This window comes from Roseibium hamelinense, assembly GCF_007830545.1.
Lineage (GTDB): Bacteria > Pseudomonadota > Alphaproteobacteria > Rhizobiales > Stappiaceae > Roseibium > Roseibium hamelinense.
Window position 1 is genome coordinate 913,405 of record NZ_VLLF01000001.1, and the last position, 18,689, is coordinate 932,093.

The following is an 18,689-nucleotide window of genomic DNA, read 5'->3' on the forward strand; positions in this document are numbered from 1 at the left end:
AATTGACGACTACGCCCGCATCCACCGGCCGCCTTCGCCGCCAGAAACGCATCTCCCGGGTCTCCGCGATCTTGAAATGGGTGTTGAGCGGGGTTCTTGCCGCGCTTCTTCTTGTCTGGGCCGGCTACGTTTTGGCGATTTTGGTGCCGTCCTTGTCCCGGTTCAGCCCGGAGACCGGACTTGACGTGGCCGGGGCGCACCGCGCGTTCGCCGACATTCCGATATTGCAGCGCTGTGCTCTGGCCCTGGTCGAAAGCGTCCTGTTTGCGCTGCTGGCCGGCGCGGCCTGGGAGCTGCGCCTGCTGTTTGCCCGGTTCCAAAGGACGGACTACTTTTCCGCAAAGACCCTCGGACATGTTTTCCTGTTCGGTGTCTGGCTGATCAGCTATGCGGTCATGGATATTCTCAGCGACCCGATCCTGTCGGTGCTGGCGACGCTTGACCGTCCGGAAGGTCAACGCACACTTGAGGTTTCGTTGGATGGCGGCGAAATTTTCTTTGCAATCTTAGGGGCTTTGATGCTTGTCTTCGGCGCCGTTTTGCGGGAAGCGGCCAATCTGGATGATGAAAACCGCCGCTTTGTCTGAACGGGAGCCGGAAAGAAGTCTATATGCCCATTGTCATTGAGCTGGATGTCATGCTCGCCCGGCGGAAGATGCGGTCAAAGGAATTGGCCGAGCGGATCGGCATTACCGAACAGAATGTCTCCCTGCTCAAATCGGGAAAGGTCAAGGGCGTGCGCTTCGAGACACTGGAGCGGATTTGCGAGGCACTGGACTGCCAGCCGGGCGACATTCTCATTTACCAGCCCGACCCGCCTGAGTAACCAGCGCTTTTTCCTTGCCGCCGTTCCCGCTTCTGAAGATATTGCATTGCACCCCCTGACAATCAGGGGTTGTGCAACGGACTGTTAGCCGACAAACTCAACCTGCAAGCCTCAGGCAAGCTCTCTGGACTATGGGTTGATGGGGGTGGGCATGCGTCTTTCACCCCCTTGGTTTCCTCAGACGGTAACGGTAGGTCGTGGCGCATGTTTAAACGGGTACGGGAAATGGCAGTTAATCCGGCGTTCAAGGAACAACGCCTCACACCACGGCGGCGTGCGCGCCTGCGAGGCGGAAAGATCACGGATCTGTCGGACAAGTTCCTGACCGAATGCACCCTGTTTGACGTGTCCGAAGGCGGGGTCGGGCTTCTTGTTCCCGAAACCGCAGACCTGCCGAAAGACGTTCTGATCTACGACGATCTGGACAAGACCATCGCCATCGCCAATGTGCGTTGGCGCAATGGCAAACAGGTGGGGGTCGCCTTCCTGGAACCGCCGATCGCCGTTTCCCAGTTCAACGCGCCGCGCCTGCAGGCCCTGCAACATAAATACTATGCCGTTGATCCGGAAGAAGACTGACAGTTTCAGATCACCCCTGGAACAGAACAGTCCGGATCATCTGAACCGGCAGTCATATTGTGCCTTTTTGTGCAAGGCCCCATCGACTTGAAGCCGCGCGCCCGAACGGCTGCGCGGCTTTTTCATGCGTGCAGTCGGGTGGCATTCAGGCCGTAGACTTGGCAGCGCGACCATAAAAGTTACCGCGCAACAGCAGGAACAGTGACAATCCCAACGCCATGACCTGCAGATCGGCGATTGTCAGGGTCCCCCAATAGAAGAACAGGATAACGCCCGCAACCGCCGCAACTCCGGCAAAGGCGCCACCACGCGTCAAAATATCGCCCGCAAGCCGAACCATGCCATTCTTCGGCCGCCAAGTTTCGATCACGCCGCCAATGAACAATGCCACCGGACCAAGCAACTCAGCTAGAGCCGCCAAAACAAATAGCACCGCTGGCACCCCGTAGCTGCCCGGAGCAACGAATGCATCCGGCACCTTTTGAAGGCCGTAATACAACAGCAAACCGCCCAGAGGTATGCGCAACGCCCAATGGGCAAACCGGTTTGACCAATCAAAACCCGGTACGCGCCCGCGCAAACGCGCCTGCCGGAGCCGCGTCGCCAAGTGGCTCAAAAACCCCTTTTCCGCTGCATCGTAGCTGTAACTCGCAGTCATCATCTCTCCTTTCCACCTCAGGCCCATGCACGCTTTGCTCAAAGCGCCAACACTGGTTGGTAAAAGCATTACCCGTTGTACTTCGAGAGACATTACGCAAGACAAAACGCTGTAGATTTTGCGACAAAACAACGCAATACTTCGCTTTGATGTCAATTATACTTGTCAATTGAATGTAAAATAATTCTTTACAGTCTACCCACATCGGAAATCTCATTTCTGAGACCCAATTACTGTCAACTCTAGTTGACATCAGCTGTCTACGATCAACAAACAACACCTCGGCTTCCGGTGATGCAAAAACACGCTGCTTTTCATGAGCGGGCACTTGTCTCGTGAAGTGCGCGAACACGCCCGGGACATCCTAAGTCATTGATCCCTGGAGGCTTGATCTGCCCCGACGCCGTGCCATGCCGCGCAGAGAGCAAAATGCCTCCGATCAGAACTTGTTTTAACCCGGCATACACATTCCATACCGTCAAATGACGTTGCGGAAGATATTCGCAGTGTTCAGATCCGGATCCCCATGCCATGAAGAATTCGAAGACCGGCCGCCACACACTTCAGTTTCATCTGAGCGTTGTGTTCCTTGTTCTTGTCCTGTCGGTCGGTTCGGCGATCGGCTGGCTGGCCTATTCCCGGATGAACACTGTCATCACCGAGGCCTCGCACAATCTATTCGACCTGACGAGCACCGAGGCGGTGGCCGGGCTGGAACGGCTGTATGCCCCAGCCGAGCTTGCGGTCGAAGTCATCGCCCGGCAGGGCATCACCCATGCACGGACCCTTGACGAACGGCTTGTCCACCTGCCGGTTCTCGCCGGCTTCCTCGATCAGGCCCCCAGCCTGTCCTCGCTGTATGTCGGGTATGACGACGGTGATTTCGTCATGCTGAACAAGACCTCCAGTGAGACGGCCAGACGTATTTTTGGTGCTCCCGGCAATTCGGCCTATGTCATTCAGTCCGTCGAACGGGAGCCCGGTATGGAAGCGGTCGGCCGGTTTATCTTTGTCGATGAGGCGATGACAGTTATTGGACAAGACACCCGGCCAAGTTTTGCGGAATACGATCCGAGAAAACGGCCCTGGTACAAAAGCGCGCAAGCCGCCGTGGGGCAGACCAAGACCGATCCGTATATCTTCTTCACCAGCCGCAAACTTGGCCAGACGATCGCATTGAACGTTCCGGGAACCGGGGCGACTGTCGCCGCCGACATCATGCTCGAAACACTTGCCGCCTCTTTGCGCAGGGAACGCGTGACCGACCATACCGAACTCGCATTGTTCGGTTCCGACCTTGGAATGATCGCCCATCCGGACGAAACCATGGTGGTTGAAATGCTGCCGCCCTCGGCCACCGGCGGAGCCCCGGCGCTTGGCCGCCTGTCCGCAAATCAGCTTGTCGGCACAGTGTTGCCCGATGTCGCCAAGGCTGCAATCGCGGCCGGCGTGACCAGCGGCAACGGCCAGACCCTCACCGACCGGCTCACCTTCGACGGCGCGACCTGGCGGATTCAGGTGTCTCCGCTGGAGATCCGCGGATCAGACCCTTACTACCTCGCCATTGCCGTTCCCGAAGCAGAGCTTCTTGCCCAGGCCCGCCAGCTCCTACAGCAAGGCGCCCTTGCAATCGGCCTCATATTGATTGTCGCGGTCCCGATCACCATGCTGGCGGCCCGGCTGATTTCCAAACCGGTCCGGGCCCTGTCGCGGGAGGCGGAAAAAATCAAGGCGTTCGATTTCTCCGACCCGGTCGAGGTTGAGAGCGCGGTGATAGAAATCGATGACCTGTCCCGTTCGATGAACGACATGAAGTCGACCATACGCCAGTTCCTGGCCATCAATCGGGCCATATCGGACGAAACGGACTTTGCCCGCCTGCTGCAAACCCTGCTGAACAGTATGGGAGATATTGTCGGCTCCAGCCAGGGCGCCGTCTACCTGATGAGCGCGGACGAGACCGCCCTTGAACCGGCAGCCGCCATGGGTGTTCCGTTCGAAACACTCGCGCGGCAGCCGCTGGACGGCCTTCCAAATGTCCTGCACGAGGCTGTCGCCCGCGAGGATGTGTGCACGCCCCGCGTCACCGGTGAGGCGCTGGCGGTCTGTGGCGGTGATCCGGAGGATGCCGACAATCCCGAGCGCCATGCCGTTGTCGTCCCCCTGTTCAACCGCAACGACGCGATGATCGGGATTATGACCCTCGTGAGCGAGGAAAAAGGCAACCCCTCCCTCACCCGGTTTGTGGACGCCCTGTCGCGTTCGGCCGCTATCGCTTTGGAAACGCGCCAGCTGATTGCCTCGCAAAAGGCCCTGTTCCAGGCCTTCATCCGCATGATCGCCGACGCCATCGACGCCAAAAGCCCTTATACCGGCGGCCACTGTGCCCGCGTTCCCGAGCTTACCAAGATGCTCGCGGAAGCCGCGCATGATACCGATACCGGCCCGTTTGCCGACCTCAAGCTGACCGAAGACGACCGCGAGGCTATCCACATTGCCGCATGGCTGCATGATTGCGGCAAGGTCACAACGCCGGAATATGTCGTCGACAAGGCGACCAAGCTGGAGACCCTTTACGACCGTATTCATGAAATCCGGATGCGGTTCGAGGTGTTGAAGCGGGACGCCTGGATCGCCTATTGGAAAGGCGTGGCCGATGGCGGCGACGGCGAGGCGCTCGCGAAAAAGCGCGATCTGGAACTGGAAACGCTCGACGCGGATTTCGCCTTCGTCGCCGAATGCAACGAGGGCGGCGAATTCATGTCTGACGAGCGGATCGAACGGCTGCAGGACATCGCCGCCAAAACCTGGTCCCGAACCTTGTCCGACCGGGTCGGCATCAGCCACGAGGAAGCGACCCGCAAGGCGGCAGCACCGGAGCCGGACCTGCCGGTCGACGAACCGTTACTGGCCGACAGGCGCGAGCATATCCTGAAACGCCGCCCGGAAGATCTGTTTGCGCCCGACAATCCCTGGGGCTTTAGGCTGGACCAGCCGGAACACCTTTATAACCGGGGTGAACTCTACAACCTGTCGGTCGCGCGCGGCACGCTGACACCAGAAGAGCGCTACAAGATCAACGATCATATTGTGCAGACGATCATCATGCTGTCGCGCCTGCCCTTCCCGCATCACCTGCGCCAGGTCCCGGAACTGGCCGGCGGGCATCACGAAAAAATAGATGGATCCGGCCATCCAAAACGCCTGACGGGTGCGGAGATGACCCCGGTTGCCCGCATGATGGCCATTGCTGACATTTTCGAGGCGCTGACCGCAGCTGACCGGCCTTACAAAAAGGGAAAGACGCTGTCCGAAGCGCTCAAGATCATGGGCTTCATGGTCAAGGACGGACACATCGATGCCGACCTTTACGACCTGTTCCTGACATCAGGTGTGTGGCGCGACTACGCCGAGCGCTTCATGAAACCCGAGCAAATCGACGAAGTCGATATCGACGCCCTGCGCCCGAAACTCTCCGCGGCAGCGTGAGGTCTTGGCAAATTGCGGGGGCAACCGCAGAACAGCCCGCCCGCGATCCAGAAAGCTTGGGGACCATGACAGGCGTCGGCGCCCCGCAGGTCAGGCCGCCTCTTCTTTTCGGTTCAGTTTGGTCAGATAACTCGTCAGAAGGTCAAGCTTCCGGTTGTTTTCGGCAACGAGCCCGCCAATGTCACCCGCTGCTTCCGACGTTTGGCTCGCCAGGGACTTGACCTCATTTGCAACAACGGAAAAGCCTGCTCCTGCCGCGCCCGCGCGGGCTGCTTCAATTGTGGCGTTCAAGGCCAGCAGATTGGTCTGATTGGCGATTTGATCGATGGTCTCGCCGATGGCTGTAATCTGGTTTCCGGTCTCAACCACCTCAGTCAAAGCGCTGGAGCTCTCTTCGACCGCTGTCCGGCGGTCCGAGACATTCACGCCGCACATCATGATCCGTTCCGGGTGGCCTTCATAGTCGTTCAACACCGAGAACACTGCGTCAAACCACAAACTGCCCGTGTCCGTCTTCCATTCAATTTCGCGCCTTAGGGGTTGACCGGATTTCAGGCCCTGGCGGTCCTCTTTACCAAGCACCACGGTGAGACCTTGATCAAACGCGCCCTTGGAAAGGTCTTTCAGCAGCGTGTTTGCGTCCAGGAAGCGCCCGTTCAGATCCCACTCGGCAATCGCATTCGCCTGCCCAATTGCGTTGAGCTTCATGTCGAAGGCCAATGACTTCTGCTTGGTGTTTGTGACGTTTGCCTGAACGGACACGTAGCGTTCGACTTCTCCCGAGCGGTTGCGGATCGGATTGATCGACAAGCTGATCCAGTAGGGCGTGCCGTTCTTGGCATAGTTCAGGATCTCTTCGTAGAACGGCTCCTCGCGCCGCAGGTAATCACGGATGCGCGAAACCGTTTCTTGTGAAGTTTCCGGCCCTTGCAGGAAATGTCCCGGTTTGCGGCCGACAACCTCGTCAGCGGTATATCCGCTGAGCTTCGTAAATCCGGGGTTTGTGTATTCGATATGCCCGTCCGCGTCGGTGATAATGACGGAGTTGTCCGTCCCGTCGGCGACCAGCGACAGGATATTGAATTTTTGCCGCTGGCGGACCTCTTTTGTGATGTCCGAGGCGTATTTAACAACCTTGTACGGCTTTCCGTCCGGGTCGAGGATCGGGTTGTAGCTCGCCTGGATCCAGACGGAATCCCCGGTCTTTGACAGGCGCTCAAACTCTCCGGTCTGGAACTTGCCGTTGCGCAGATTTTGCCAGAACGCCTTGTAATCGGGCGCATTTGCGTCCCCGGGTTTCACGAATATTCTGTGATGCTGGCCCTCGATCTCGGCAAGTTCATAGCCCATCACATCGAGAAAATTCCGATTGGCAGTCAGGATCTTGCCGTCCATATCGAAATGAATGACAGCCTGGGACTTGCTGATCGCCTCGATCTGGCCATCGCGCTCAGCGTCCTTCAGCTTCCGATTAGTGATGTCTGTGGCGTATTTGACGATCATGAAGGGCTTGCCGCTATCGTCGAAAATCGGATTGTAGGTCGCCTCAATCCAGACTTCCTTGCCGTTCTTGCCGATGCGCTTGTACTGCCCGGCATCGAATTCGCCGCGCTTCAGCTTGTCCCAGAACGCGCGGTATTCAGGGCTTTCCTCGTGCCCCTTTTCGACAAAAATACTGTGATGCCGGCCCTGGATTTCCGCGAGCGTGTATCCCATGGCATCCAGAAAGTTCTGGTTCGCCATCAGAATATTGCCGTTCATGTCGAAGTGTATGACCGCCTGCGACTTTCCGATTGCCTTGATCTGGCCCTCGTATTGGGCGTTCTTCAACGTGCGCTCGGTCACATCGGTCGCGTATTTCACGATCTTGTAGGGCTTGCCGAAAATTCCGATGAGCGGGTTATAAGACGCCTCGATCCAGACTTCCTTACCGCCTTTGCCAATTCTCTTGTACTGGGCGACCTGATGTTTGCCTTCCGCCAGATCGTGCCAGAATTTCTTGTATTCGCCGGTCTGGGCAAAGCCTGGCTCTGCAAAAATGCTGTGATGCTTGCCCTTGATCTCGCTGAGCTCGTAACCCATCAGCGCCAGGAAGTTATTGTTTGCGCGAATGATTGTACCATCCGGCTTGAATTCTATGACCGCCTGGGATCTATCCAGGGCGTTCAACAAGGCTCTGGCGCTGGAGAGGTTAAAAATCATTCTGATTCCCTGATTGAGTTGCGCTCATTTTAAGTACATCAGATTTATGAACTGTGAAGAGATACATAAATCTCCATCTAATTTTGGCAATTTTGATGAATATTTTGGTTTACAAATAGTATTAGGTTCTGTTTTTTAAAGTATTATCTCTACTTTTAGATGTAATTGTAAAACATTCAGAAAGTCAGTTGTGGGAGTGCACAGCTAGCTGTCTTTGGCACAGCGGAAGCCAATGTAAACGACGGCAGTGTCCGCCGGTTTGGTGGCAGAGTGATCGCGGTGCATCTGCTGGGCGCCGTACCACCAGGAGCCTCCACGGGTGGTTTTCTGGCGGCCCGGACCGTTGTCGGTCCACTCCCAGGCATTGGCGCCCATGTCATAAAGGCCGTTGACCCCGGCCCGGGTGGTCCCCGCTGGCGCATGCCCAACACCCCGCCGCAAAACCGCGCTGTGATCAAGGGCTGGCGTGGCACCGCAGTCCTGCAGACAGTTCGCGCCTTCCGGCGTCTTCCCCGTTGGGTAGGGATAGGTTTGCCCGGTCTCGAAAGGCGCCGGCGGGCTGGTCCGCCGTTCCGTGTAGGCCGCCTCCATCCATTCGGCATCTGTCGGCAGACGTTTGCCGCGCCACGCGCAATAAGCCTGTGCCTCGTCAAACGTGACGTGGACCGTGGGCTCTTGATCTGTTGCCGGGCGGCCGAAAGGTGTGCGCCAGGTCCAGCCGGGCTGTTGCACCCAACCGGCCGCGTAGACTTCGCCGCCGCCCGCCTTTTCGGCCGCGGTGACGGCACCGGTCGCCTCGATAAACTCTCGAAAGGCACCGATGGTGACTTCTGTCCGGTCGATCTCAAATCCGCCGACCGCAACCATGTCCTGTGCCATGACTGCCGGGCTCACCAAGCCCAGACAAAATGCTCCTGAGAGCATGCGCGCGAAACACTGCATGAGCCACAGATTTCCTATTTTGCGTCAATCGACCTGCAGGATGCGCGCGGCGGGCTCCTCCGCGCGCGCAGATTCGGGTTTCCTACAGCTGTTCGTCCAAGAAGGAGGAAAAGGCATCCCAGCTCGCCATGTCGGCCCGCTCCTGATAGCGGTCGGATCCGAATACGGTAAAAGCATGCGGCGCTCCGGAATACACCTCGATGGAATAGGTCGTGCCGGCAGCTTCCAGCTCCTTGGCCAGTGTTGCCACGTCATCCAGAGTGATGGACGTGTCCGCGCCGCCATGCAGCACGAGAACCGGCGGCTCGTCCCCGGTCCAGGACTGACCGTCCGGTGTCGACAGTCCGCCATGGAAGCTGGCATAGCCGGTGGCCATGTCCGCCATGTCGCTGCGCGCCATCTCCAGCGACACAGCGCCGCCGAAGCAATAGCCCATCACCACCATCTGCGCATCGCCTGCGCGCTGCTTTGCCTGCTCGATCCCGGCCTGAATAAGAGTGCGCATGCGTTCGCGGTCCTGATAAAGCGCGCCGGTTGCCGCGCGCCGGTGATCGACCGTCTCGGTTGGCGTTTCATCGCCGAACATGTCTAGGGCGAAAGCGCTGTATCCCATCTCGGCCAGCATGTCCGCGCGCTTGCGCTCGTAGTCGGTCATGCCGTCCCAGTCGTGAACAATCAGCACGAGGCCTTTCGGGTCCGGCGCTTGTGCGTAATAGCCGGTAAAGGCCTCTCCGGCCACCTCATAGGCAACGTCCTCGGCCAGAGCCGGAACAGATGTGACCATCGCGGCAAACGCCATGGCAGACGCTGTCGATGTTAAACAGCGGGTCGGTTTCATGACTATCCCCCGGTTTGGTTTTCTCCCAGCCGCAAATTGCGCGGCGCCAAAGATGGCCCAGTGGTAGATGGGGCAAACCCTTCACAGGACAACACAGCCCTGTGTCTTCCAGCTACCGTTTGAAAATCGACCGGGAGTTTGTCCTCCCCCTCGCCATAAACGAAACGTTCCGCATGCTGGCCTCATCCGTCGTTGATATTGGCACGGGCTTGGGGATGAGCGTTGTTGCCGAGGGCGTTGAAACAGAAGAACACGCCTTCCTGGCAAGAAATTTGGCCGACAACTGTCTGCAAGGGGTCTATTTTTGGCATTCCGCTGTCCGCACAAGACCTCAAGGCCGGCTGATTGAAACGCAAGGACGGTTCTGAGTGCCGCCGACCGCAGATGCCCGTATGCCTTATGCCCGGCTCTGAGGCCAGACAACAGATCACCGCGATTCGCTGCGTCCGCGCAGACTGGCACACGGCCTCGTAGCAGGAACACAGATCTTCATTCCGAAACACCATTAAAATGAAAACTGGTGTAAAAAAGCACTTATAACCCTGTAAATTCTGCAATGCCCCAATATTATCAATAACAATAAATACTTTAATTCCAATTTTTCGATGCAGCACCATAAATACTTGGTATTGATCCGGTCTTTTCTTAACCGGTGGTTTACCCGACCAAGCGCAATCTTGAGTAGTTCGCCCGGGAAATCACGTATGTTCAGGTCAGCAGCGCATATATGGATGCAGGCGCTTGATGCGGCGCAGGTCAACATCACAATCGCGGATGCGGCCCATCCCGAGCGCCCGCTCACCTATGTCAATCGCAGCTTCTGCGAAACCACCGGCTATGCGGCTGAAGACGTCATCGGCCGCAGCTGCAGGTTTCTTCAGGGCCCGGGCACCTGTGCCGAAACCATTGCCCAGATACGGCAATCCCTGAATGAAGACCAGGCGATCGACGTCGAGATCCTGAATTACAGGCGCGACGGCTCGGAGTTCTGGAATGCGCTTTCCCTGTCGCCGATCCGGGACGAAACCGGACGTGTGACGGCAATTGTCGGGTTCCAGGTGGATGTCACCGAACGCAGACGGCTGGATGAAGACCGGCTTCACAGCGCGAAGATGGAAGCCCTCGGCCGGTTTTCCAGTGGCATCGCCCATGAGGTCAACAGCATGCTGCAGCCGATCGTCTCTCTCCCCAGTCTGGTCAAAACCGCGCTGCCGGAAGACAAGGCGGAAGAACGCGAGTGGCTCGATCTGATTGAGGAACACGGCAAGACGGCGCGCGCCCTTTTGCGGAAATTACTGCAGTATGGACGGCGCAACCCTGCAGCCGAAGCAGCCCTTTTTGACCCATGCAAGGCGCTGGATGCGGCAGCCGTTCATCTCAGACCTGCCTGCGGTGATCTGATAAACCTTGTTCGGAATCAGACCCTTGCAACCGGAAAAACAGTCTACGGCGACCTTCAATCTCTGGTGCAAAGCATTATTGCCCTTGGAGAAAATGCGATCGATGCCATGCCCCAAGGCGGCACATTGACCCTTGCCGCACATCTTACTGACGGCACGGTTTCCCTGTCGGTGCAGGACACCGGCCCGGGGGTCGACACGCGATACCGGCACCGGATTTTCGAACCGTTTTTCACGAGCAAACCCATCGGACTGGGAACCGGCCTCGGCCTCGCGCTGGCGCAATCTCATATCACATCAATGGGCGGGACCATTTCTTTAAAGAACCATGCCGCTAATGGCGCCTGCTTCACCATAAACCTGCCTCTGGCGGAACCGGACACGGCCGCCCCGTCCCCGCAATTTTACACAGCATGAAAGAGTGACCATGGCCTGCATTCTGGTTGTTGACGATATTCCGGGCGTTCGAAAATCGATTGCGGCGGGATTGAAGCGCCTTGGGCATGAGGTGCTGGAGGCTGGAAACGGGCGCGAGGCCCTGGACCTGGCCACCGGGCGGGCCACGGACCTTGTGATCACCGACATGCTGATGCCTGAGATGGACGGCGTCGACCTGATCGACCTGCTGAACGAGGCACCGGGCAAGACGCCCCGTATCCTTGCCATGTCCGGCGGCGGCACATTTGTCACCAGCCAGGACGCCCTGACCGTTGCCCGTCAAAATGCCGATGCGGTGCTCGAAAAACCGTTCGATACCGTGGAACTGTGCGATGCCGTGCAGTCCCTGCTTGAAAAGGGGGCCACATGAGCTTCGACGACATGAAAATCCGGTGGAAGATCACCCTGGGCATGCTGGCCGTTTTTGCGGCCGTTTTGGTGCTTGGCGGCAAGATGCTTTATTCCCTCGACCGGATTACCCAGGCCTTTTCGGCCTATCAAATGGCCGCGCACGAGGCGGAGAATGCTGTCGCGGTGAAAGCGGAAATCCAGACCTTTGTGGGTCTGGCAAAGGAATATGTCGCCCGCAACACCGAAGCCCGCTACGAAAAGGCACTGCAGGAATTCGACCTGTTGTCAGACGCCGTCGGCAAAGCCGCCGAAGAGGGCGACGGCCGGTTCGCCGAGGCGGCACGGGCCGCACAATCGAAACTTGCCCCGGTTCTGAGCGAATTCAAAGATTTTTCGGTTTTCCGGCAACGCCGCAATGATGTGGTCGAAACCGAATTGCCTGCGTTGACTGACCGGGTCACGAGCGCGCTCGAAGCAGCCATCGCCTCCGCTGCCAATGAGGACGACCGCGCGGCCTTGCGCACCAGCCTTGTGGACACACTGCGGGCCAAGGACCACATGAATCGCTACATGTTCCGGTTTAACGAAGACGAGCTGGAGCGTGCACGCACTTTCCTCACTGCGGCCAGCGATGCCCTGCCCGGCACACGCGCAGAGGATCCGCGCGCCGGGATTGGCACCGCGTCCGCTATGCTGGATGAGGTTGCTGAAATTGTGGCCCAGGAGCGCGGCGCCGTTGCCTCCTTGATCGATGTCCAGGTGCGCGCGCTTTTGGACAGCGCGCAAACCATGACCGACATCGCCCACGACATCGAGGAACAGCAGTCAGCCGCGCTGTTGAGCGAAAAGACCAGCGCCATTTTCACGGCTTCGATCGTGTTTGTCCTGGCGGTGGTGTTTGCGGTTGCAACGATCGTCCTGCTTGATTTCAAGGTCGCAAAGCCCCTGAGAAACATGGTTTTCCTGATGGGAAGGGTTGCGCGCGAGGACCCTGATGTGACGATCCCTGATCTGACGCGTAAAGATGAAATCGGCGATATCGCACGGGCGCTGGCCGACTTCGACAAGACCGGCCGCGAGCGCCGGGCCCTGGAGGAAGCCCAGCTGGAAAGCCGGGCACAGGCGCGCCGGCGGCAGGATGAGATGGACCAGATGGTCGCCATGTTCGGCAAGTCGGTCACCCACGTGCTGAAAAACATGCGCCAGGCCTCCGAAGGAATGGGGACGGCCTCCAAAAGCATGCTGGAAGCTGCCAAGAACAACGTGCAACAGGCCGAAAACGTGTCGGACAGCGTCAATCGGACAGCGGAAAGCAGCCGGGGTGCTGCAGCCGCAGCTGAAGAAATGTCATCGTCGATTGAGGAAATCGGCTCTCAGATCTCGCGGGCCAGCACCATGTCATCGGAAGTGGCGGATGTCGCCGAGGACGTTCAAAGCAAGATCGAGCAGCTCAGCGTTTCGGCCGACCAGATATCGCAGGTGGTCGACAGCATCCGGGCCATTTCCGAACAAACCAACCTATTGGCACTGAATGCCACGATCGAAGCTGCCCGCGCCGGCGAAGCGGGCAAGGGGTTCGCAGTCGTCGCCTCGGAAGTCAAACAACTGGCCAACCAGACCACGCTGGCCACCGAGGAAGTCAGCACGGCGGTCACCGCGGTACGGGCGTCCTCGGACGAAGCGATCGAGGCCAGCCAGCGGATCAAGACCGCCATTGATGCCCTTGACAGCGTGGCCCAATCGGTTGCCTCGGCCACGGTCGAGCAGCAGGCGGCAACCGGCGAGATTGCCCGAGCCGTGCAAACCGTCAGCCAGGAGAATGACGGCATCATGCGCGAGGTCGATGGCGTGCGCGTGTCCGGTTCAAACACCAGGAGCCTGTCGGAAGAGGTCGGCGGGGCCGCAAGCTTGTTGTCGGAGGAAACCGGGCTGTTTTCCGACGAAGTGATGAATTTTCTCGACGGCCTCGGCCGTTCGGAAGTGCGCGAAAGCATCGAGCGGCACAAGGTCAACCTTCAGGCAGTTATTGCAGACAACGTCACGCAATATTCCGTGACCATCAGCGAAATGACCCCGGCTGCGGTTCTGGCGACGGGCGCAAAGCTGCCGGCCGCCGGCGCGCGGGTCACCTGCGACATTCCGGGGCTTGGCGCCGTGCGTGGCCGCGTTGCCGATATCACCGGCGACAAGGTGTCCATCCAGCTCCCGCTCGACACCGCATCGGTCGAAAAAACCGCGCATTTCCTGAAAGTGGCCTGACAGGAGCGCATTGGAAGCGCGGGCCGCCGTTTGTTGACTTCGAAGACCGGACACATGGCGGCGGAACCCGGGCAGCAGCAGCGGATGCCTGGGTGCGAGGGCGCGGCTGAGGACCGGCGGTCATCGGGCTCGGCCAACGGATAAAAAAGCGGCTACGCCCCGCCTTGCGGCAAAGCGACTTTTATGGCTTTGCAACCTGTACGGATCCTGCCAAACATGACGAATGGACGGCCTTTATAACCAAAAAATTAATTGGTTGTTCAAAATCTGTACGGAAAGTGGTTTATTCTTTGGGAGAGCGCGGTCACTTCCAAGTTCTGAACAAGGATATATTTGCTCTATGCTGGAGTACATCCGGAGGTCAACGCAGCGGAAGTTTCTCGTATTAATGTTCGCAACGTTGATAGCCGTGAACGGACCGCTGCTGCTGACGTTTTTCGTGGTTACGAAAAACACCATGCAACGCGAGATGATCGCGAAGAAGGAAATCGTTCTCAACGCCAACGCAAAAGCCTTCAGCAAACTCCTATGGGATTACGACTACGAAAACCTGGAAAAATGGACCACAGCGCTCGCCACCGAACGTGACGTCTTCAGTGTTGAAGTGTTTGACGACAAGGGCAAGCGCGTTGCCTTCGCCTCCAATGATGAGGGCCGCCCTCGCGGAACCGAAACCGAAGAAACGCTGCTGTCGAAGGAAATCATCCACCAGGTAGACGACACCACCTACAGTGTCGGTGCAATCAACATCCGGTTTATCTCCGACCGCATCCGCAGTGCGGCGGTCGAACAGGTTGCCTACCCGGTCATTTTGTTTGTGGTGTCGACCTTTTCTGTGCTGGTCGCCGCGCTTCTGGCAAACCGGTTCATGATCACCCGGCCGCTAAACCGCTTGAATGACGCGATTGAGACGACCCACCGGTCCGGGAGCCGGAAAAAGGTCGAATGGTCGTCTTCCGATGAACTCGGCCGCGTCAGCGATGCGTTTAATGAAATGCAGGACAGCCTGGACAAGGATGAAGAGAAGCTTAGGAAAGCAAACAAGCGTCTGGCGTTTTTGTATCACAACACCCCGGTCATGCTTTACTCCATCGACATCGAAGACCGGATCGTGAATGTGTCGGACTACTGGCTCGATGCCACTGGATATCAACGGGACACCGTTTTAGGCCGCAAGTTTTCTGATTTTATCTGCCAGGATTGCGTTGAGGACTATCTCGCCAACCGCAGGCTTCTGGTGACGGGACAACATGAAACTCTCGAATTTACCTCCGTGTTTTTGAAGTCGGACGGAACACGTCTTGATGTTCTGATCACCGAAATCAGGGATTTCGACAAGAGCTCGACCGGGCGTCAATCGCTGTCCGTTATGACGGACATCTGCAATTTGAAAGCGGCCGAGGCAAAAATTCTCCATCAGGCGCGGACCGATTTCCTGACCGGCCTGCTCAACAGGCAAGGGTTTACCCACCGGCTGAACGAGGCCATCTACGCCTCTGCCGGAACACATGATGTCGCCGTCCTTTTCTTTGACCTGGACAAGTTCAAATGGGTCAACGACAACCTTGGTCACTTCGCGGGCGACCAGGTGCTGCTTCTGGTGACACAAAAAGTCTCTGAGCTTTTGCAGCCGAGCGACTGCTTCGGACGGTTCGGCGGCGACGAATTCGCCATCATGCTCACCGGAGAGCACGCCAAAACACGCGCCGTTGAGCTGGCGATCGAGATCAACCAGGCGCTCCGGCAGCCGATCAATATCATCGGCCGGCAAGTGCAAATCTCCGCAAGCATCGGGATCTCCTATTACCCGGAAAACGCCGCATCTGCGGAGGATCTGCTCAAGACATCGGATGTCGCCATGTACCGGCAAAAAAGCAGTGGCCGGAACGGACACTGCGTTTTCGACGTGCAATTCGGCCAGGAAGCCGCGCGGCAGCTTGAAATCCGGGAAACGATTTCCGAGGCCCTCGAGCACGACTGGTTCGAATTGTATTTCCAGCCGATCGTCAATCTGAAAAGCCGGTCGACCGTGGGTTTTGAAGGCCTGCTGCGCCTGATCCATCCCGAGCAGGGTGTTTTGCCGCCGCTGGAATACATTCAGGTGGCCGAACAGACCGGCAGCATTCTGGAGATCGGCGACAAGGTGCTGGAGCTCGGCATGCAGGCCCTGCAAAAACTGGAAGCCGACCCCGATTGGCGCGACAGCTACGTTGCGCTCAACCTGTCCGCCGCCCAGTTTCTGCCGGAGCTTCCGGACATCCTGGCCAGCAACCTGTCGGCCTACTCCGTTTCCGGCAAACGTCTGGTGCTTGAGATCACCGAAACCACGTTGATGCAGAGCAACCTGGATCTCGACAAACTGATTGCGCGGATCAAGGGCCTGGGCTGCGCCCTCGCGCTTGACGATTTCGGCACCGGCTTTTCGTCGCTCAGCTACATGAACCGCTTTGATGTCGATGTTGTTAAGATCGATCAGTCGTTCACCCGGGGCCTTGGGACCACGTCCCTTGGCGCTCCGTCCAACAAGACGGCCCCCTTTATCGAGGCCATCGTGGGTCTTTCACAAAAACTTGCTCTCACTGTGATTGCAGAGGGCATCGAGACAGAGGATCAACTTCAGTGCCTGATCGACCGGGATGTGACTTACGGTCAGGGCTATCTGTTCGGGAAGCCGAAACCGCTCGACCATTACCTTCGCGGATCACAGGAAGACAGGTCGGCGGTGATTTCCTTCCCCGCGTTGCCGGAGCCGAAGGTGCAGCAGTCTTGAACTCATTGTCACGACGGGAAAACCAATGCGACCAGTGACACGACGATCTTTGCTCGCGGGCATGGCCGCCCTGTCCTCCATGCCGCTTGTCCTGTCGTCCCGCGCAGATGCGGATCCCGCCGGCCTGAACGTGATGACTGAGGAATACCCGCCGTTCAACTTCACCCAGGCGGGCGAGCTGAAGGGCGTCAGCGTCGACATTGTGGAGGAGATGTTCGCGCGTGCCGGCACCGGCCACACCCGGGCCGATATCGCGGTGCTGCCCTGGGCACGCGGTTACAATCTCACCCTGCAACGGCCCGGCCATGCGCTGTTTTCAACCACCCGCACCGCAGACCGGGAAACCCTGTTCAAATGGGTCGGGCCGTTCGTGCCAACGGTGGTCGGCCTGACGGCAAAGAAAAGCCGGGAGCTTAACATCAAGACGGTGCAGGACCTGCACCCCCTGCGGATCGGGGTCGTCAAGGACGATGTCGGGCAACTGCTGTTGCGCGCGCGCGGCGTCCCGGAGGAGCGCATCGAGGCGGTCCTGTCGAACGATCAGAACTTCCGAAAACTGATTTCAGGCCGGGTGGACGCGATCTCCTATGAGACGACGGTGACGCGCTGGGGACTTGAGGACTCCGGGGTTCCGGTCGAAGATTACGAGACAATTTTTGAGCTGGACCGCGGGCACCTTTATCTGGCGCTGCATCACGAAACCCCCGACGCCATCGTCAGCCAGCTGCAATCGGCCTTTGATGACATGGTCTCCGACGGCACGCATGGCCGGATCCTGGCACAATACGGGATCGGGCTTTAGGCGGGTCCGCTTCCCCAAACAGCTCCGGCGATCTGCAATACCTGTGGGCCATGCCCCTTCCCGGAGGGTCCAGGCGCAGTCCGGGCGACGCTTCATGTGCAAGGCGGCTGTTCCCGGCCCACCTCTCACCCCACCAAGAGCGTCACCCCCGCCTTGTGCGGGGGTCCACTCCAGTCCGGCGCCAAACAGCATGGCCGCGCTTAGGGCGACAGTGCGGGGTGGATCCCAGCTCAAGGCCGGGATTGTTTGCGATCTGCTGTGTATCGGTGAGGGCCGTCATCCTCGGGCTTGACCCGAGGATCCAGTCCGTTTCCTCGCCCCACGCAGGGCTGATCGAATGGACCGCGCACGGTATGGATCCCGGATCAAGTGCGGGATGACAGCGGAGCGTGTGGCGGGCAGTCGGAGAAGCGAGAGCCCACTTTTGCTTTGTTCCGCCCATGAGCGTGTAACAAACCCTTGGCCTCACCACAGTCATCCCGGCCAAGCGCAGCGTGAGCCGGGACCTGAGAGCCAAAAGTATCTCCCGCTCAAGAAACGACCAACGCACAAGCCTGGTCTCCCCAATCCCGGATTTCCGCCTCCGTTGCGTCCGGGATGACAAATTGTGATGGTTTGGCACGGCTTCTCCCCGCGCTCCGTCATCCTCGGGCTTGACCCGAGGATCCAGTCCGTTTCCTCGCCCCACGCAGGGCTGATCGAATGGACCACTCACGGCATGGATCCCGCATCACGTGCGGGATGACATCCGAGGGTGTGGGGGGACGATGCCTCTCCCGGCCGCTCCGGGAACGAGAGGACAACCGACCATATCCGGCGCCAAGAATGTTGATTGGGGAAAGGCTATAGCTTCCCTTCAGCCGTCATCCTCGGGCTTGGCCCGAGGATCCATTCCGTTTCATCGCCCCACGCAAGACTGATCGAATGGATCGCTCACGGCATGGATCCCGCATCAAGTGCGGGATGACGCCTGAGGGTGTGGGGGACGATGCCTCTCCTGGCCGTTCCGGGAACGAGAGGACAACCGACCATATCCGGCGCGAGGAATGTTGATTGGGGAAAGGCGAAAGCTTCCCTCCAGCCGTCATCCCCGCCTTGTGCGGGGATCCATTCCGTTTCTTCGCCCCACGCAGGG

At 58.5% G+C, this 18,689-nt stretch carries 14 protein-coding genes; 10 read left to right on the forward strand and 4 right to left on the reverse strand.

Features of this window, described 5'->3' with window-relative positions; translation table 11 throughout:
- The first annotated feature begins 2 nt into the window (after window positions 1–2).
- The 3 genes from JM93_RS04290 to JM93_RS04300 all read left to right on the forward strand — a co-directional run bounded on the left by JM93_RS04290 (window position 3) and on the right by JM93_RS04300 (window position 1,405).
- The gene (locus JM93_RS04290) at window positions 3–587 is read left to right on the forward strand and encodes a DUF2975 domain-containing protein (protein ID WP_145340790.1); all 585 of its coding nucleotides are present in this window, start codon (window positions 3–5) and stop codon (window positions 585–587) included.
- Between the two features lie 23 nt (window positions 588–610).
- Window positions 611–826: a helix-turn-helix domain-containing protein gene (locus tag JM93_RS04295; RefSeq protein ID WP_145340791.1), complete on the forward strand. Its 216-nt coding sequence runs from the start codon at window positions 611–613 to the stop codon at window positions 824–826.
- 225 nt (window positions 827–1,051) lie between these two features.
- Entirely contained in the window at window positions 1,052–1,405 is a 354-nt protein-coding gene (locus JM93_RS04300) for a PilZ domain-containing protein (RefSeq protein WP_145340792.1), read from the forward strand.
- Window positions 1,406–1,550: 145 nt separating this feature from the next.
- Here the strand turns inward: JM93_RS04300 and JM93_RS04305 are convergent, their stop codons facing one another.
- Window positions 1,551–2,066 carry a DoxX family membrane protein gene (locus tag JM93_RS04305; RefSeq protein ID WP_170230510.1) on the reverse strand — a complete coding sequence of 172 codons (516 nt, stop codon included), beginning with the start codon at window positions 2,064–2,066 and terminating at the stop codon, window positions 1,551–1,553.
- Between the two features lie 528 nt (window positions 2,067–2,594).
- Between JM93_RS04305 and JM93_RS04310 the strand changes: the two genes are divergently transcribed.
- The gene (locus JM93_RS04310) at window positions 2,595–5,552 is read left to right on the forward strand and encodes an HD domain-containing phosphohydrolase (protein ID WP_145340794.1); all 2,958 of its coding nucleotides are present in this window, start codon (window positions 2,595–2,597) and stop codon (window positions 5,550–5,552) included.
- Between the two features lie 90 nt (window positions 5,553–5,642).
- On the opposite strand, the gene JM93_RS22075 is transcribed toward JM93_RS04310, so the two are convergent.
- The 3 genes from JM93_RS22075 to JM93_RS04325 all read right to left on the reverse strand — a co-directional run bounded on the left by JM93_RS22075 (window position 5,643) and on the right by JM93_RS04325 (window position 9,534).
- A complete protein-coding gene (locus JM93_RS22075) occupies window positions 5,643–7,754 on the reverse strand; it encodes a PAS domain S-box protein (protein WP_145340795.1) in 2,112 nt (703 codons plus the stop codon).
- Window positions 7,755–7,958: 204 nt separating this feature from the next.
- Window positions 7,959–8,696 carry a formylglycine-generating enzyme family protein gene (locus tag JM93_RS04320; protein ID WP_170230511.1) on the reverse strand — a complete coding sequence of 246 codons (738 nt, stop codon included), beginning with the start codon at window positions 8,694–8,696 and terminating at the stop codon, window positions 7,959–7,961.
- A gap of 82 nt (window positions 8,697–8,778) precedes the next feature.
- Window positions 8,779–9,534: a dienelactone hydrolase family protein gene (locus JM93_RS04325; RefSeq protein WP_145340796.1), complete on the reverse strand. Its 756-nt coding sequence runs from the start codon at window positions 9,532–9,534 to the stop codon at window positions 8,779–8,781.
- Window positions 9,535–9,635: 101 nt separating this feature from the next.
- Between JM93_RS04325 and JM93_RS04330 the strand changes: the two genes are divergently transcribed.
- The 6 genes from JM93_RS04330 (at window position 9,636) to JM93_RS04355 (ending at window position 17,554) form a co-directional block, all read left to right on the forward strand.
- A complete protein-coding gene (locus JM93_RS04330) occupies window positions 9,636–9,902 on the forward strand; it encodes an EAL domain-containing protein (RefSeq protein ID WP_170230513.1) in 267 nt (88 codons plus the stop codon).
- A 336-nt stretch (window positions 9,903–10,238) separates the two neighbouring features.
- Window positions 10,239–11,351 carry a PAS domain-containing protein gene (locus JM93_RS04335; protein WP_155197312.1) on the forward strand — a complete coding sequence of 371 codons (1,113 nt, stop codon included), beginning with the start codon at window positions 10,239–10,241 and terminating at the stop codon, window positions 11,349–11,351.
- A 10-nt stretch (window positions 11,352–11,361) separates the two neighbouring features.
- Window positions 11,362–11,742: a response regulator gene (locus tag JM93_RS04340; protein WP_145340799.1), complete on the forward strand. Its 381-nt coding sequence runs from the start codon at window positions 11,362–11,364 to the stop codon at window positions 11,740–11,742.
- Complete coding sequence (locus JM93_RS04345) at window positions 11,739–13,982, forward strand: methyl-accepting chemotaxis protein (RefSeq protein WP_145340800.1); 2,244 nt, start codon at window positions 11,739–11,741, stop codon at window positions 13,980–13,982. Before JM93_RS04340 ends, JM93_RS04345 begins: the two co-directional genes overlap by 4 nt.
- Window positions 13,983–14,370: 388 nt before the next feature.
- Complete coding sequence (locus tag JM93_RS04350) at window positions 14,371–16,752, forward strand: EAL domain-containing protein (protein WP_170230515.1); 2,382 nt, start codon at window positions 14,371–14,373, stop codon at window positions 16,750–16,752.
- A 25-nt stretch (window positions 16,753–16,777) separates the two neighbouring features.
- Window positions 16,778–17,554, forward strand: coding sequence for a substrate-binding periplasmic protein (locus JM93_RS04355; RefSeq protein WP_145340802.1), 777 nt, complete (start codon window positions 16,778–16,780; stop codon window positions 17,552–17,554).
- The last annotated feature ends 1,135 nt before the right edge of the window (window positions 17,555–18,689 follow it).